This window comes from Pseudomonas vanderleydeniana (assembly GCF_014268755.2).
Taxonomy (GTDB): domain Bacteria; phylum Pseudomonadota; class Gammaproteobacteria; order Pseudomonadales; family Pseudomonadaceae; genus Aquipseudomonas; species Aquipseudomonas vanderleydeniana.
The window spans coordinates 255,426-271,757 of the sequence record NZ_CP077093.1 but is presented as its reverse complement, the minus strand read 5'-3'; the positions used below and the strand labels follow the sequence as shown (position 1 = coordinate 271,757).

General features: G+C 62.9%; 16 protein-coding genes. 10 read left to right on the top strand and 6 right to left on the bottom strand.

Going from position 1 to position 16,332, the window contains the following annotated elements; all coding sequences use genetic code 11:
- Positions 1-96: 96 nt before the first annotated feature.
- Positions 97-312, bottom strand: a complete 216-nt coding sequence (locus tag HU752_RS01250) for a dodecin (RefSeq protein WP_017902537.1) — start codon at positions 310-312, stop codon at positions 97-99.
- 161 nt (positions 313-473) lie between these two features.
- On the opposite strand from HU752_RS01250, the gene HU752_RS01245 reads away from it, so the two are divergent.
- Complete coding sequence (locus HU752_RS01245) at positions 474-800, top strand: ElaB/YgaM/YqjD family protein (protein ID WP_017902536.1); 327 nt, start codon at positions 474-476, stop codon at positions 798-800.
- Between the two features lie 6 nt (positions 801-806).
- Here the strand turns inward: HU752_RS01245 and HU752_RS01240 are convergent, their stop codons facing one another.
- Positions 807-1,700 carry a LysR family transcriptional regulator gene (locus HU752_RS01240; protein ID WP_186686830.1) on the bottom strand — a complete coding sequence of 298 codons (894 nt, stop codon included), beginning with the start codon at positions 1,698-1,700 and terminating at the stop codon, positions 807-809.
- Positions 1,701-1,810: 110 nt separating this feature from the next.
- On the opposite strand from HU752_RS01240, the gene trpB reads away from it, so the two are divergent.
- The 5 genes from trpB to HU752_RS01215 all read left to right on the top strand — a co-directional run bounded on the left by trpB (position 1,811) and on the right by HU752_RS01215 (position 6,905).
- The gene (gene trpB, locus HU752_RS01235) at positions 1,811-3,031 is read left to right on the top strand and encodes a tryptophan synthase subunit beta (RefSeq protein WP_017902534.1); all 1,221 of its coding nucleotides are present in this window, start codon (positions 1,811-1,813) and stop codon (positions 3,029-3,031) included.
- Positions 3,031-3,840 carry a tryptophan synthase subunit alpha gene (trpA, locus tag HU752_RS01230; protein WP_186686827.1) on the top strand — a complete coding sequence of 270 codons (810 nt, stop codon included), beginning with the start codon at positions 3,031-3,033 and terminating at the stop codon, positions 3,838-3,840. Before trpB ends, trpA begins: the two co-directional genes overlap by 1 nt.
- 244 nt (positions 3,841-4,084) lie before the next feature.
- Positions 4,085-5,071: a hypothetical protein gene (locus HU752_RS01225; RefSeq protein WP_186686825.1), complete on the top strand. Its 987-nt coding sequence runs from the start codon at positions 4,085-4,087 to the stop codon at positions 5,069-5,071.
- 95 nt (positions 5,072-5,166) lie between these two features.
- Positions 5,167-6,273, top strand: coding sequence for a hypothetical protein (locus HU752_RS01220; protein ID WP_186686823.1), 1,107 nt, complete (start codon positions 5,167-5,169; stop codon positions 6,271-6,273).
- Between the two features lie 173 nt (positions 6,274-6,446).
- Positions 6,447-6,905 (top strand): anti-virulence regulator CigR family protein, encoded by a 459-nt coding sequence (locus tag HU752_RS01215; RefSeq protein WP_186686822.1) that lies wholly within the window; start codon positions 6,447-6,449, stop codon positions 6,903-6,905.
- A gap of 87 nt (positions 6,906-6,992) precedes the next feature.
- Here HU752_RS01215 and HU752_RS01210 read toward each other — a convergent pair whose 3' ends face one another.
- A complete protein-coding gene (locus HU752_RS01210) occupies positions 6,993-7,319 on the bottom strand; it encodes a DOPA 4,5-dioxygenase family protein (RefSeq protein WP_186686820.1) in 327 nt (108 codons plus the stop codon).
- 38 nt (positions 7,320-7,357) lie between these two features.
- Complete coding sequence (locus tag HU752_RS01205; protein ID WP_186686817.1) at positions 7,358-8,308, bottom strand: choline sulfate utilization transcriptional regulator; 951 nt, start codon at positions 8,306-8,308, stop codon at positions 7,358-7,360.
- 115 nt (positions 8,309-8,423) lie between these two features.
- On the opposite strand from HU752_RS01205, the gene betC reads away from it, so the two are divergent.
- From betC to HU752_RS01190, 3 genes are all read left to right on the top strand, one after another.
- Entirely contained in the window at positions 8,424-9,938 is a 1,515-nt protein-coding gene (betC, locus tag HU752_RS01200) for a choline-sulfatase (protein ID WP_186686814.1), read from the top strand.
- 18 nt (positions 9,939-9,956) lie between these two features.
- Positions 9,957-10,877 carry a choline ABC transporter substrate-binding protein gene (choX, locus tag HU752_RS01195; protein WP_186686811.1) on the top strand — a complete coding sequence of 307 codons (921 nt, stop codon included), beginning with the start codon at positions 9,957-9,959 and terminating at the stop codon, positions 10,875-10,877.
- Between the two features lie 293 nt (positions 10,878-11,170).
- Positions 11,171-12,739 (top strand): SulP family inorganic anion transporter, encoded by a 1,569-nt coding sequence (locus tag HU752_RS01190; protein ID WP_186686800.1) that lies wholly within the window; start codon positions 11,171-11,173, stop codon positions 12,737-12,739.
- A gap of 415 nt (positions 12,740-13,154) precedes the next feature.
- Here the strand turns inward: HU752_RS01190 and aroE are convergent, their stop codons facing one another.
- A complete protein-coding gene (gene aroE, locus HU752_RS01185; protein ID WP_186686798.1) occupies positions 13,155-13,976 on the bottom strand; it encodes a shikimate dehydrogenase in 822 nt (273 codons plus the stop codon).
- Positions 13,977-14,259: 283 nt separating this feature from the next.
- Positions 14,260-15,171, bottom strand: a complete 912-nt coding sequence (gene hemF, locus HU752_RS01180; RefSeq protein WP_186686796.1) for an oxygen-dependent coproporphyrinogen oxidase — start codon at positions 15,169-15,171, stop codon at positions 14,260-14,262.
- 168 nt (positions 15,172-15,339) lie between these two features.
- On the opposite strand from hemF, the gene HU752_RS01175 reads away from it, so the two are divergent.
- Positions 15,340-16,317 (top strand): NADPH:quinone reductase, encoded by a 978-nt coding sequence (locus HU752_RS01175; protein ID WP_186686794.1) that lies wholly within the window; start codon positions 15,340-15,342, stop codon positions 16,315-16,317.
- Positions 16,318-16,332 lie beyond the last annotated feature (15 nt).

Here is a 16,332-nt window from a genome sequence, read left to right as displayed (position 1 = left end):
CTTTTGGGCGACGCACATGAGGCTTGATGGAGCCCTCTGTATAGCAATCATTATGGCAGTCGGCCAGTGCACTAGTTCACATTGGCCAGCATTTGCTCAACTGTTGGCGATCTTGAACCCGACCTTGAGCGTCACCTGGAAGTGCGCCGCCTTGTTGTCACGGATGTGGCCGCGGGTGTCCACGACCTCGAACCACTCCAGGTGCTTGAGGCTCTTGCCGGCCTCGGCCAGGGCGTTGTTGATCGCTTCCTCGATGCTGTTGGGCGAGGAACCGACCAGTTCGATCTTCTTGTAGGTGTGATGGTCACTCATGCTGTTCTCCTTGGGCTTTAAGGCTTCAGGGACAGCCTAGCAGTGATTCTCCAGGGGGCCGGAACCAGGGCCCGAACAGCGGTTTGCAGATTTTCTGCACTTTCTCCAACCGGTGCAGTCGGACCTCTCATACGCCATCCATCACTGAGAGGAGAGCCGATATGGCCAGTTCATCGTTGCGTAAAGCTGCACTGCAAAGCATGGAAGCGGAGATCGAGAGCCTGCTCAAGTCCCTGGAAAGCCTGAAGGACGACGCTTCGGACGAGTCGCGCAAGACCCTCAAGGCGCTCAGGAGCAACGCCGAGAGCGCCCTGCGGCACTCGCGCCATCTGCTCAGCGACGCCTACGAGGAGGTCAAGGTCAAGACCCGCGAGACCGGGATCGCCACCCGCGACTACGCCCAGGAACATCCCTGGACCACGGCCGGCGTGGCCGTCGGTGCCCTGGGGCTGCTGGCGGCCTACCTGCTGTGCAAGCGCGGGGATTGAGTCCCTTCAGGCGCCGTTGTCCAATTCGGCCTTGAGCCACTGCGCCAGCTGCAGGGCGCGCCCGTCCACGGCGCGCCCCGGCAGCCACAAGGCCAGTCGCCCGGGGGTTTCATTGAAACCCCACGGTGCGACCAGCCGACCCGCGCGCAAGTCGTCCGCTACCAGCGCCTGTGGCGCGATCGCCACGCCAAGCCCGGCCACTGCCGCTTCCAGCAGGTAGTACAGGTGCTCGAAACCCTGCCCATACTTCAAGTCGGCCACGTCGACACCCTTGCCTTGCGCCCAACTCGGCCACGCCTGCGGCCGTGAAGTGGTATGCAGCAGCGGCTCGCCCACCAGCGCGCGGGCCGGCGCCGTGCGCAACGCCTCATAACGGGAAAAGTGCGGGCTCATCACCGGGCCGATCCGCTCGCAGGCCAGCTCGTGCACCTGCATGTCCGCCGGCCATGGCGGCTCGGCGAACAGCAGCAGGGCATCGAGACCCGGCTTGCGCGGGTCCAGGTCACCTTCACCGGCCGACAGGTGCAGGCGCAGGTCCGGCAGGTCGGCGTTCAGCCGCCCGAGCCGCGGGATGAACCAGCGCGCCAGCAGGCTGCCGGAACAACCGAGGACGAACGGCGCATCGCTAGAATCGCGGGTCAGCTCGGCACAGACCGTGCGCAGCCGCTCGAAGGCCTCGGCGCTGGCATCGCGCAGACGGATACCGGCATCTGTGAGTTTCAGGCCACGCCCATCCTTGACGAACAGGCTCAGCCCCAAATGCTCCTCAAGCACCTTCAACTGCCGGCTGACCGCGCCATGGGTCACGTGCAGCTGTTCGGCAGCCTGGCTGACGCTGTTCAGGCGGGCGGTGGCCTCGAAGGCGCGCAAGGCATTGAGCGGGGGCAGGTCGCGGCTCATGATATCTGTGAGTTTTCCTGACAGGTTGTGGCGATCTTATCGGTTTTCATCCGCGCCTGTCGTGGTTAGAGTGAACCCATTGTTCATTCTCTCACCACCTGGAGCCTCCCATGACCCAGTCCACCCTGCGCAGCGGCCCCGATGCCAATGGCCTGTTCGGCGCATTCGGCGGCCGCTATGTGGCTGAAACCCTGATGCCACTGATCCTCGACCTGAACCGCGAGTACGAGGCCGCCAAGGCCGACCCGGCGTTCATCGAGGAACTGGCCTACTTCCAGCGCGACTACGTCGGCCGTCCGAGCCCGCTGTACTTCGCCGAACGCCTGACCGAACACTGCGGCGGCGCGAAGATCTACCTCAAGCGCGAAGAGCTGAACCACACCGGCGCGCACAAGATCAACAACTGCATCGGCCAGATCCTGCTGGCGCGACGCATGGGCAAGAAACGCATCATCGCCGAGACCGGCGCCGGCATGCACGGCGTGGCCACCGCCACCGTGGCCGCGCGTTTCGGCCTGCAGTGCGTGATCTACATGGGCACCACCGACATCGAGCGCCAGCAGGCCAACGTGTTCCGCATGAAACTGCTGGGCGCCGAGGTGATCCCGGTGGTCGCCGGCACCGGCACCCTGAAGGACGCGATGAACGAAGCGCTGCGTGACTGGGTGACCAACGTCGACAGCACCTTCTACCTGATCGGCACCGTCGCCGGCCCACACCCGTACCCGGCCATGGTTCGCGACTTCCAGGCGGTGATCGGCAAGGAGACCCGCGAGCAGCTGCAAGCGAAGGAAGGGCGCCTGCCCGACAGCCTGGTGGCCTGCATCGGCGGCGGCTCCAACGCCATGGGCCTGTTCCACCCGTTCCTCGATGACACCAGCGTCGAAATCATCGGTGTCGAAGCGGCCGGCCACGGCATCGAAACCGGCAAGCACGCCGCCAGCCTGAACGGCGGCGTACCGGGCGTACTGCACGGCAACCGGACTTTCCTGCTGCAGGACGACGACGGCCAGATCATCGACGCCCACTCGATCTCCGCCGGCCTGGACTACCCCGGCATCGGCCCGGAACACGCCTGGTTGCACGACATCGGCCGCGTCCAGTACACCTCGATCACCGATGACGAAGCGCTGGCCGCGTTCCACCAGTGCTGCCGCCTCGAAGGCATCATCCCGGCGCTGGAAAGCTCCCACGCCCTGGCCGAAGTCTTCAAGCGCGCGCCGAACCTGCCCAAGGATCACCTGATGGTGGTCAACCTGTCCGGTCGCGGTGACAAGGACATGCAAACCGTCATGCACCACATGCAACAGTCCCAGCAGGAGAAACACTGATGAGCCGCCTGCAAGCCCGCTTTGCCGAGCTGAAACAACAGAACCGCGCCGCCCTGGTGACCTTCGTCACCGCCGGCGACCCGGGCTACGACACCTCCCTGGCGATCCTCAAGGGGCTGCCCAAGGCCGGTGCCGACGTGATCGAGCTGGGCATGCCCTTCACCGATCCAATGGCTGACGGCCCGGCGATCCAGCTGGCGAACATCCGCGCCCTGGCCGCCAAACAGAACCTGGCGAAAACCCTGCAGATGGTTCGCGAGTTCCGTGCCGAGAACAACGATACCCCGCTGGTGCTGATGGGTTACTTCAACCCGATCCACTACTACGGCGTGGCACGCTTCATCGAAGAGGCCAAGGCCGCCGGTGTCGATGGCCTGATCGTGGTCGACCTGCCGCCGGAACATAACGGCGAACTGTGCGACCCGGCCCAGGCCGCCGGCCTGGACTTCATCCGCCTGACCACCCCGACCACCGACGACGGCCGCCTGCCGACCGTCCTGAACGGCAGTTCGGGCTTCGTCTACTACGTCTCGGTCGCGGGCGTGACCGGTGCCGGTTCGGCCACCCTGGAACACGTCGAGGAGGCGGTCACCCGCCTGCGTCGCCACACCGACCTGCCGATCAGCATCGGCTTCGGCATCCGTACACCGGAACAGGCTGCGGCCATCGCCCGCCTGGCGGACGGCGTGGTGGTCGGCTCGGCGCTGATCGACCAGATTGCCAAGGCCGAGACCGGCGAACAGGCCGTCGACGGCGTGCTGAGCCTGTGCGCGGCACTGGCGGAAGGCGTGCGCAGCGCGCGCCACTGATCCAGCGAACATTCGCGACCCCCAGGGGCTTCAGTGCTACGGCACCGAGGCCCTTTTTTGTGGGCGCAATAATCCTTTGCCTACCCCGTGTTCAGAGGTGCTAACCGATTCAGCGGCAATGGGCGTTTAATGGAAGTGCACACGCCTTCAAGCGCCAACCATTCGACGCGCGTACCGCCCTTTTGAACGGCGGATCGCGCCAGTACCCAGGTACTGGATCGTCTTGATCTCAGAATGGGCCCTCATGATGCATCCCTTCGCCCCCCTATCAGGTCTCCCAACCCTTTTCCCTGGGCTGTTGCAGAGCGAGCACGCGGGAAAAGCCTCAAAGATCAGCCTGCAGATACAGGCTGGAAAAAACGCTCCCGATCAGAGGGAATCCAACAAGCAGCTTGGAGTTCTCAGACAGCTACATGCAGATATGAAAGACCTCAAGGATCCGCTGCAAAAGATCGTCCTCAAACATCGACTGGAAAAGGTCGAAAACCAGCCCGGGAAAGCCTTCCTGCATTACTCGAGGAAAAATGATGAGTGGATCGTCAGCGGTAGCCTCAGCTTTTCCAAAAAACTGGCTATGAGACTGGGACTCAACGATGGTGGATATTCGAAAGCGCCCTTCAACCCGAAGTCGCACAACATTGCCAGCCCTGGCCAGAGAGTGCGGCTTGAGGATATGGTCGAGCGCTTGGAGAAGAGTCAACGACAGACCCTGAACCAAATCAATTTTGATGAAATGCTCAACTCCGGAGCTGTAGGGGACGATGACGACGAACCGCCACCGTTCATACCAGACCCGCCACCTGAAGCCGCCAGCGTCCTGAGCCCTGTCGCACCGCAAAACCCGGTCCCCAAAGCGCTGGCGCCCCCCAAACCACCCCGAAAACCCAAGCCTGACGCTTGCGTCCAGGTCATCCTAAACGAACCGCCAGCGGTGGTTCCTGACCGACCTGACAACGGGATAAGCCCTGGAAACGCCACAGACCGAGCGTTCGATGAACTATTCAACTCAGACCCAACGCTTGCCCAGATGTCTGCCGCCGCGATAGAGAAGAAATTTTATGAAACATTCAAAGACGAACTTAGTCCACGCTTGACAGATATTCTGAAAGAGAAAAATTCGACCCAGGTCGATTTCGTCGACGACAGACGGGTAATAAACAAAGGTAAAGTCAGTGAACTTACCTCCTTCTGGAATTCAAACCCATTTAACCGGGCCGCTACCAAAACATAACTCACCAGAGTCTGCCAGGACACTCAGGAAGTGGGCCATTCTCGACAGGAATGGCCTGTTGCCAGGTTATTTTAATTCTGCACACAGGAGAAGGCATGCCATTCGGAATCGGAAACAGGAATGTTCAGAACATCCTGAACGCTCCCAACGATCTTCATAAATGCCAGAAAAAGATTAACGGATTGGTCGACGGGCTTGCTCATGTTCACAACCGGGAAAGGATATTTCGTGAGCAGGAGCAGCGTATAACCGAGCACCAGGCGATCGCCAACGAATTGAAAACAGCCATCGAACATTACAAATCACATTGCAGCAGATACCGAAAATTCACGTCATTCTGGAAGTTGAGTGAAAATAAACGGCCTTTCGTGCGCCATAAGGACGATCACATATATATAACACCACGAAAAGGGGTGAAAATCTATTGGGCTGAGAAATACGACAAGATTTTCAATAAAAAAACTACAGTCGCACCCTCAGAAAAATATGACGGCGGCTACAACCAAGCCTCTGCCAAGATAACCAAGCTTAACGAGTACATCGGTGCAAGGATCAACAGTGTCGGCAAACGAACGGACATCACGATATTGGAAGAGATATCGAACGTCGACATCCAGCGCAAGGCCCTGGAAAGCAACATCGTCAGTATGAAAAAATATCAGGATGCTCTGGATGAAACCTATGTACAGCAACAAAAATATCAGGATCGGGTAGAAATAAAAAAGGCAATGACGAAATCCGCCTTCGAGCTTTTCATCAAGCCGGGGGCGGTCGACTACATCAACAAGGAGACGAGTAAGAAACCGGCTTTTCCGGAAAATCTCAAGAATATTTCCCATAAGGATCTGACCCGACTCCTGAATGATGGTTTTTCAGAACAGGTCTGCGAACGAACCGACTCCTATCGCTACGAAACGTTCATGTCCGAGAAGGAAATCGCTCTCTATAAAAACCGGCTGGTGGATAAGGGATCCGTGCCCATCAACAAGTTTCTACCGGTAGATCCGGCGCCCTCTGGCAGGGCAGGTGCCAACGTTGTCCTTGTCATCGAAGGCAACCCCAGCGAAGCGCAGGCCGGCGAGACCCGCTACAAGGTGTTCCGCCAGGGCTGCCGATACATCACTACCTCGATAGTGGATGGAGGCGACGGCAAGACTCATATTCACCTGCAACAAGTACGAAGTTCAGCCTCCGGAAGTTGAACCACAGAGTCTGTTCTTGCGGCATGGAAAGGTGCTTTAGCAGCGAGAGTAAAGTTCCTGATACAAAGGAATCTATGCCTGCCCACGCAGACTAAGCCAGTGAGACCCAGGAGGTTTGAAGCCCCTTCTTCGAACCTCCTTCCGCTGTATTGGCTGTAGTGAGGAAAGCCACGATGAAAATGTCCAAACGCCTGGTCGCCGGCCTTGGTGTGTTGATGCTGGGTGCCAGTTCGCTGTTGCAGGCGGCGCCACAATACGATGGCCGTGGTCCGGACCACGACCGCGGTGGCTACGATCACCCGGATCCGGGAAGAGGGCCGGACAGGGGGCCCGACCGTGGCCCGGGCGAGCCCAACTGGCGGCGTCCACCGCAGGACTTCGGGCCGGTGCGGCAGATCATCCATGACCACCGTGAACACTTCACCCGGGGTGCACCGCCACCGCCCGGTATCCATATCGTGCGCGGCCAGCCGCTGCCCCACGGCTATTACGGTGAGCGCCTGGACCCACGTGCCGTGGCGCGCCTGCCGGCCTACCACGGCTATGAATGGCGCCGGGTCGGTGGCGATGTGGCGCTGATCGCGATCGGCACCGGGATCGTCTATGAAGTGCTGAACAACGTGTTGTACTGATCCCGCGGATTGGCGGCGGTGACAGGACCGTTATCGCCAGCAAGCCGGCTTGCTGGCGAATCCGCCGAAGGCGACCATTCCTACCGATCAGAAGATCGACAGATCCAACGGCCGCACCGCGCCCATCCAGATGGCGTGGTCGCGGTGATCCGCCAGGTCATCGCCTGTCAGCGGGTGAGTGAACACCACCAGGCCCTGGCGATTGAGCGCCAGCCACGGCACGACGGCACCGAACTGCTCGGCATCGAACGCCAACTGGCAGCTCCAGTCCGGATGCGGCCCCACCAGCCGCTCATGCACCCGCCCCATCTTCAGCGCAAACGTCGCCGCTGCCCGCTCGCACAGCTCCCGGGCCTGGGCGAGGGTCGAGGCATCGAAGTAGACGTGGGCGTGATAACCCTTGATTGCTTGCATACCGCTCTCTTTCGTCGATTCTGACTGATCGCCCCACGCTACACCGCAATCGACGGCAAGCCCAGCCCAACCAGTGATTGCGCACTGTTGGCCTGCTCGGCCATCAACCAGTCGAAGAAACGCTGGATCAATGATCCGCGCCGTTTGCGCGGCGGCAGCACGACGTAGTAGCCGAAGGTCGACAGCACCGTCTGGTTGATCGGCCGGCACAACAGGCCCTGCTCCAGCAGGTTATCCACAAGGTGGCGCCAACCGATGGCCACGCCCTGGCCGCCGATCGCCGCCTGGATCAGCAGGGTGTAGTTGTCGAAGCGCAATTGTCCCGGTGCCGGTGCGCTGGTCAGGCCCAGCTCGCGAAATACCCCGCTCCAGTCGAACCAGTGGCTGCTGCTCTCACCCTTGAGGTGCAGCAGCGGAAACTCCAGCAAGGCTTCGGTCGCCAGCGGCCGTTGGCGGCCGTGGAGCAATTGCGGGCTGCACACCGGGAACACTTCCTCGCTGAACAGCCAGTGGCTTTCGCCCTGCTTGAAGCGGCCCTGACCGAACAGCACGGCCACGTCGATATCGGTACGCAGCATGTTGTGGCTGCGTTCACTGGTGACCAGGCTGACGTCGACCAGCGGATTGGCCGCGTGGAAGCGGTGCAGGCGCGGCATCAGCCAGTAGGCGGCAAAGGCGAAGTCGGTAGCGACCTGCAGCACCTCATGCCGGCTGTGGGCGGTCACCGCGCTCAAACCGCTGTCGATACTCTCGAGCCCGGCCTGGACCTGCTCGAACAGCAGCGACCCGGCCTCGGTCAGCTCGATGCCGCGGTAGATGCGGTCGAACAGCCGCGTCGCCAGCTGCTCCTCCAGGCGCTTGATCTGCTGGCTGATCGCCGGCTGGGTGGTACCCAACTCCACCGCCGCGGCGGTGAAGCTGCGATGACGGGCCGCCGCTTCGAACACCCGCAGCAGGTCGAGGGACAGGTCACCCAGCGCATCAAACATAAGCTGTACTTATCCTAGTCATTGTGTGGCGTGGGCTTTACCGGCAACAGGTGCTGGCTACATCCTCGATCGCAGCACTATCGCATAACAATTGACTATGGAACGCCGCGATACCATGAAGCGCAAGAACATTCTCTTCATCATGGCCGACCAGATGGCCGCCCCGCTGTTGCCACTCTACGGCCCGTCGCCGATCAAGCTGCCGAACCTGAGCCGGCTGGCGGCCCAGGGCGTGGTCTTCGACGCCGCCTACTGCAACAGCCCGCTGTGTGCACCCTCGCGCTTCACCCTGGTCAGCGGCCAGTTGCCGAGCAGGATCGGCGCCTACGACAACGCCGCCGATTTCCCCGCCGACGTCCCGACCTATGCCCACTACCTGCGCCGCCTGGGTTATCGCACCGCGCTGTCGGGCAAGATGCACTTCTGCGGCCCCGACCAGCTCCACGGCTACGAGGAACGCCTGACCAGCGATATCTACCCGGCCGACTACGGCTGGGCGGTGAACTGGGACGAGCCGGACGTACGCCCCAGCTGGTACCACAACATGTCCTCGGTGCTGCAGGCCGGGCCCTGCGTGCGCACCAACCAGCTGGATTTCGATGAAGAGGTGGTGTTCAAGGCCCAGCAATACCTGTTCGACCACGTGCGCGAAGACGGTGACCGGCCGTTCTGCCTGACCGTGTCGATGACCCACCCGCATGACCCGTACACCATCCCCAAGGCGTTCTGGGACCTGTACCGCGACGAGGACATCCCGCTGCCGCACACGCCGGCCCAGGACAGCCTCGACCCGCACTCGCAACGCCTGCTCAAGGTCTACGACCTGTGGGACAAGCCACTGCCTGTGGATAAGATCCGCGACGCCCGCCGTGCCTATTTCGGTGCCTGCAGCTACATCGACAGCAACGTCGGCAAGCTGCTGCAGACGCTGGAAGACGTGGGCCTGGCCGACGACACCATCATCGTGTTCTCCGGCGACCACGGCGACATGCTCGGCGAGCGCGGGCTCTGGTACAAGATGCACTGGTTCGAGATGTCCGCCCGGGTACCGCTGCTGATCAGCGCACCGGGGCAGTTCGCCGCCAACCGGGTTGGCGCCGCGGTATCCACCGCCGACCTGCTGCCGACCCTGGTGGAACTGGCCGGCGGCAGCGTGCAGGCCGACCTGCCGCTCGACGGTCGCTCGCTGCTGCCGCACCTGACGGGCGAGGGCGGGCACGACGAGGTGTTCGGCGAATACATGGCCGAAGGCACCGTCAGTCCGTTGATGATGATCCGCCGCGGCGCCTACAAGTTCGTCTACAGCGAAGACGATCCGTGCCTGCTCTACGATATCCACAACGATCCACGCGAAGAGGAAGAACTCAGCCAGTCACCGCTCCACCAGACGCTGTTCAACGACTTCCTGGCCGAAGCCCGGGCGAAATGGAATATCCCGGCGATCCACCAACAGGTGCTCGCCAGCCAGCGACGCCGGCGCTTCGTCGCCGACGCCCTGACCCTCGGAAAGCTGAAGAGCTGGGACCACCAGCCGATGGTAGACGCCAGTCAGCAATACATGCGCAACCACATCGACCTCGACGATCTGGAGCGCAAGGCTCGTTATCCACAACCCTGCCAAAATCAATAACGAACAGAAGGGGAAGCCATGAAGAAGTTATCCACAATCCTCTGCGCCGGACTGCTGGCCGCGAGCAGCCTGGGCGCCTACGCCGACCCGGCCTGCGACACGGTGAAGATGGCCGATCCGGGCTGGAGCGACATCGCCGCGACCAACGCCATCGCCAGCCTGCTGCTCGACAGCCTGGGCTACAAGGCCAAGGTCGACACCCTGGCGGTGCCGATCACCTACGGCGGGCTCAAGGACGGCCAGGTCGACGTGTTCCTCGGCAACTGGATGCCGGCGCAGCAGGGCTTCTACGACAAGTTCATCGGCAGCGGTGACGTCACCCAACTGGCGAAGAATCTCGAGGGCACCGAATTCACCCTGGCGGTCCCGGATTATGTGTGGGACGCCGGCGTGCATGACTTCGCCGACCTGCACAAGTTCGCCGACAAGTTCGACAAGAAGCTCTATGGCATCGGCTCCGGCGCGCCGGCCAATGCCTCGCTGGCGCAGATCATCAAGAACAACGAGTTCGACCTGGGCCAGTGGAAACTGGTGGAGTCCAGCGAGCAGGCGATGCTGGCCGAGGTCGGCCGGTCGATCAAGAAACAGAAGTTCGTGGTGTTCCTCGGCTGGACGCCGCATCCGATGAACGTGCAGATCAAGATGCACTACCTCAAGGGCGGCGAGAAGTACTTCGGCGATACCGGCAGCGTCTACACCGTAACCCGCAAGGGTTATGCACAGGCCTGTCCGAACGTCGGCAAGCTGTTTTCCAACCTGGGCTTCACCCTCGACATGGAAAACAGCATCATGGCCGAAGTCGCCAACAAGAAGCTGAGTAACGCCGATGCGGCCAAGGGCTGGATCAAGGCCAACCCGGCGGTGCTGGACAAGTGGCTGGACGGGGTGAAGACCGCCGATGGCCAGGATGGACTGGCCGCGGTGAAGGCCAAACTCTGAGCTTCATTCAAGTGCACCGATCGTTCCCACGCTCGACGTGGGAATGGCTCCCTGGACGCTCGGCGTCCGCCCTTGTGACGCAGAGTGTCACGGACTGCATTCCCACGCGGAGCGTGGGAACGATCAAACCTGTGGGAGCCGGACCTGTGGGAGCCGGATTTATCCGCGAAAAAGCCCTTGAGATCGCTAAAAAGTTTCGCGGATAAATCCGGCTCCCACAGGTTCCGCATCCACAACTCAAGTGTCGGCCTGGCAAACTGTCCCCGACACCGACTCATCCAACCGAGAGACCCATGGGCTGGACCAACCGCCACGCATTCCTGCCATTTCTCAGCTGGCTGCCCAGGCAGACCCGCGCCAGCGTCAGCCGAGACCTGATCGTCGGCCTGAGTGGCGCCATCCTCGCCTTGCCGCAATCGGTCGCCTACGCCCTGATCGCCGGTCTGCCCCCGGCGTACGGGCTCTACGCGGCGATTGTCCCGGTGTTGATCGCCTGCCTCTGGGGTTCGTCCTGGCACCTGATCTGCGGCCCCACCGCGGCGATCTCCATCGTCCTGTTCGCCAGCGTCAGCCCGCTGGCCGTCCCCGGCAGCCAGGACTACATCACCCTGATCCTGCTGCTGACCTTCATCGCCGGGATTTTCCAGTGGCTGCTGGGCATGCTGCGCTTCGGCGCGCTGGTGAACTTCGTTTCGCATTCGGTGGTGCTCGGCTTCACCCTCGGTGCCGCCGTGGTCATCGCCCTCGGGCAATTGCCCAACCTGATGGGGATCGATGTTGCCAGCCAGGCCACCGCGCTCAACGGCCTGCTGGCGCTGATCCAGCATCTCGGCGAGCTGGACCGGCCCTCGCTGGCCCTGGGCCTGGGCACGCTGGTGGTGGGCCTGGTGCTCAAGTCGCTGCTGCCGCGCTGGCCCACGCTGCTGATCACCCTGGTGCTGTCCAGCCTGCTGGTCTGGCTGTGGCCCGGGATGTTCGGCCACGTACAACTGGTCAAGGGCTTCGCCGGGCGCCTGCCGCCGTTCAGCCCGCTGCCACTGGACCTGGAAGCGTTCCTGCGGCTGCTGCCCAGCGCGGTCGCCGTGGGCATGCTCGGCCTGGTGACGAGCCTGTCGATCGCCCGTTCGTTGTCCACCCGTTCGCAGCAGTTGCTCGACGCCAACCAGGAAGTCCGGGCCCAGGGCCTGTCGAACATCGTCGGCAGCCTGTTTTCCGGCTACCTGTCCGCCGGTTCGTTCACCCGCGCCGCCCTCAGCTACGAGGCCGGGGCCTGTTCACCGCTGGCCGGGGTGTTCTCGGCACTGTGGGTGGCGCTGTTCGCGGTGTGCGGCTCGGCGCTGATCGCCCACATCCCGATTCCGGCCATGGCTGGCAGCATCCTGCTGATCAGCTGGGGGCTGGTGGATCATCGCGGCATCCGCGCGCTGCTGCGGGTCAGCCATGCGGAATTCGTGGTGATGGCGCTGACCTGCGTCGCGACCCTGCTGCTGGAGCTGCAGACGGCGATCTACGCCGGTGTGCTGGCCTCGCTGTTCTTCTACCTCAAGCGCACCTCGCAACCACGGGTACAGCATTGGCGCGATGGCGACGAGGAAGTGCTCAGGGTCGGCGGGTCGATCTTCTTCGGCGCCAGCCATTACCTGCAGGTGCGCCTGCAGCGGCTCAAAGGTCCCCGAGTGGTGATCGAGGCGCAGCAGATCAACTTCATCGACTATTCCGGGGTCGAGATGCTGCACCAGGAAGCACGCCGGCTGGCCCGGGAGGGCCGCAGCCTGACGCTACGCAAGGCGCGGGCGCAGGTGGTCGAGGAACTGGTCAAGCTCGAGGGTGTGGATAAGTGCCCGATCCGCTTCGAGGATTGAGTCCTTCCACTAACGAGTCGGGCAATTAACGAGACTGTATGGCGGACGCAGTCCTATGGCGAGCGGGCTTGTCGGAACGCCGCACCGCCGCGCTGGGGCGCAAGGCGCCCCCAAACCCTGAGCATGCGGTGCATCAGGCAAACCGGGGCGTCAGGTTTTAGGGCCGCTTCGCGCCCCAGCGCGGGCAAGCCCGCTCGCCACAAAAGCCCATTCACAAAAAGAGCCTACTCACCCGAGGTTTCTCCGCCCTGGAGGGCCTTAGGCTGTGTATGAAATTGCTTGAAACGCAGGTTAGGCAAGGCAAAAACCGGCGAGGAACGGCCGGGGTCGCGCCCGACTTGACTGGTTGTCAATGAGCATTCCGAGCCGGTTTTTAACGCCGCATAACCAAGTTTCAAGCGATTTCATACATAGCCTAGGCGGCCAGCAGGCGCCGCAGCTCGGCCAGTACCGGCGCTGTATCCGGGCGCACGCCACGCCACAGCTCGAAAGCCACCGCCGCCTGCTCGGCGAGCATGCCCAGGCCGTCCAGCGCGACCGCCGCGGACCGCTCGCTGGCCCAGCGGCAGAATGCGGTTGGCTCCTTGCCATACATCATGTCGTAGCAGACGGTCTTGCCGGGCTCGACCAGGCTCGACGCAATCGGCGGTACATCGCCGGACAGGCTGGCCGAGGTGGCATTGATGATCAGGTCCACCGGCTCCTGCAACCAGTCGAAACCACTGGCGGACACCGGCCCCAGGTCAGCGAACAGCTCCGCCAGCAACTCGGCCTTCTCGACGGTGCGGTTGGCGATCACCAGCGAAGCCGGCTGCTGCGCCAGCAGCGGCTCCAGCGCCCCGCGTACCGCGCCACCGGCGCCGAGCAGCAGGACACGCTTGCCCTGCAGGCTGAAGCCGGCGTTGACCTCCAGGTCACGCACCAGGCCGGCACCGTCGGTGTTGTCGCCCAGCAGGCTGCCATCGGCCAGCTTGCTCAGGGTGTTCACCGCCCCGGCACGACGCGCCCGATCGGTCAGGCTGTCAGCCAGGCGGAACGCCTCTTCCTTGAACGGTACGGTGACGTTGGCTCCACGGCCTTCCTGGAAAAACGCCCGGGCACAACCGGAAAAATCGTCGAGCGGCGCCAGCAGCGTGCTGTAGTCCAGTTGCTGGCCGGTCTGCTCGGCGAACAGACGGTGAATCAACGGCGACTTGCTGTGGCCAATGGGATTGCCGAAGACAACGTAACGATCCATCAAACAGGGTCCTGTGTGGGCTGGCAGGCAGCGGTCAGATCAGTAGGGTGGGATTCTATCGTTGCAGGCACAGCTTGGGGGGCCCTTGTTCGCGGATGAATCCGGCTCCCACAAGGCTGGAGGCAGCCACCAGTTCCGTATGCGGCACAAAGCTGTGGGAGCCGGATTCATCCGCGAACAGGGCCCCCAAGGCCGCTTATCAATGACAAACCAAAGACAGCCTGCTTCCATGGGCATGGTGCCTGACCGGCGACAGCGATCGCACCATCCCGCAGGATACCGGCTAGAGCGCCAGCCAATCGCGATCCTGCAGGAAGTACTCGGTCAGCCGCGCCTCTTCGCTGCCCGGCTCGGCCTTCCAGTCATAGCCCCAGCGCACCTGCGGCGGCAGCGACATCAGGATCGACTCGGTACGCCCACCCGATTGCAGGCCGAACAGGGTGCCACGGTCGTACACCAGGTTGAACTCCACGTAACGCCCCCGGCGGTACTCCTGGAACTCGCGCTGCTGCTCAGTCCAGGCCTGCGCCTTGCGGCGCTGCACGATCGGCAGGTAGGCCTCGATGTAGGCATCGCCGATCGCCCGCATGAAGGCGAAGCAAGTGTCGAAATCCCACTCGTTCAGGTCATCGAAGAACAGTCCACCGATACCCCGTGGCTCGTTGCGGTGCTTGAGGTGGAAGTAGCTGTCGCACCAGGCCTTGTAGCGCGGATAGACGTCGGCCCCGAACGGCGCGCAGGCCTGCTCGGCGACGCGGTGCCAGTGCACGCAGTCTTCCTCGTTGCCGTAGTAGGGCGTCAGGTCGAAACCGCCACCGAACCACCAGACCGGCTCCTCGCCTTCCTTCTCGGCAATGAAGAACCGCACGTTCGCATGGGAAGTCGGCACGTGGGGGTTGTGCGGGTGAATCACCAGCGACACGCCCAGCGCCTCGAAGCCGCGCCCGGCCAGTTCCGGCCGGTGGGCGCTGGCCGACGGCGGCAGGCCGGCACCGAAGACGTGGGAGAAATTCACGCCGCCTTTCTCGATGACCTGCCCATCGGCGATCACTCGGGTCCGGCCACCGCCACCGGCAGGGCGGGTCCAGGCATCCTCGACGAAACGCGTACCGCCGTCCTCGGTTTCCAGCGCAGCGCAGATACGGTCTTGCAGGTCGAGCAGGTAGGCCTTAACGGCCTCGGTGCGGGTAGTCATGGCATCACCTTGGATCGGGCAAAGCTACGCGGCACGTCGGACGGCCGCCGGCAAAGGGCCCGTAGCATAACACCGCGCCCGTGACAGTCGCAGTTGACGAAGATCAAGCGAAGGAGTCCGATAGGCAGTCCTCAGGCTTTGCAATGAATCAGTTCAAGGAGTGTATCGATGGCCAAGCGAATCCAGTTCCGTGCCCATGGTGGCCCCGAAGTCCTCGAGTATGTCGACTACACCCCTGCCGAACCGGGGCCGCAGCAGGTGAGGGTACAGAACAGGGCCATCGGCCTGAATTTCATCGACACCTACTGGCGCAGTGGCCTGTACTCGCCGCCGAGCCTGCCTTCCGGGCTGGGTGGCGAAGGCGCGGGGATCGTCGACGCGGTCGGCAGCGAAGTGACCCGTTTCAAGGTCGGCGACCGGGTCGCCTACGGCACCGGTCCGCTGGGCGCCTACAGCGAGTTTCACGTGCTGCCGCAAGCGCACCTGGTCAAGCTGCCGGAGCAGCTCAGCTTCGAACAGGCCGCCGCGGTCATGCTCAAGGGCCTGACCGTGCAGTACCTGCTGCGCCAGACCCACGAACTCAAGGCGGGTGAAACCGTGCTGTTCCACGCTGCCGCCGGCGGTGTCGGGGCGCTGGCCTGCCAATGGGCCAAGGCCATCGGCGCCAAGCTGATCGGCACCGTGAGCTCGGCGCAGAAAGCCGCCTATGCCAAGTCCCTGGGGGCCTGGGAAACCATCGACTACAGCCATGAGGACGTGGTGAAGCGGGTACTGGAGTTGACCGACGGCAAGAAGGTCCCGGTGGTCTACGATGGGGTCGGCAAGGACACCTGGCTGACGTCGCTCGACTGCCTGTCGCCACGCGGCCTGCTGGTAAGCTTCGGCAACGCCTCGGGCGCGGTGGAAGGGGTCAACCTGGGGATTCTGTCGGCCAAGGGCTCGCTGTACGTGACCCGGCCGACCCTGGGCACCTATGCCAGCAACCCGCAGCAGTTGCAGGCGATGGCTGACGAGTTGTTCGGGCTGGTGATCGGTGGGCAGTTGAAGATCGAGATCGGCGCGCGGTATGGGTTGGCCGAGGCGGCGAAAGCGCAGATCGAGCTGGCGGGACGGCGGACGACCGGCTCGACGGTGTTGCTCCCCTGAGATAGAGGCGCCGTG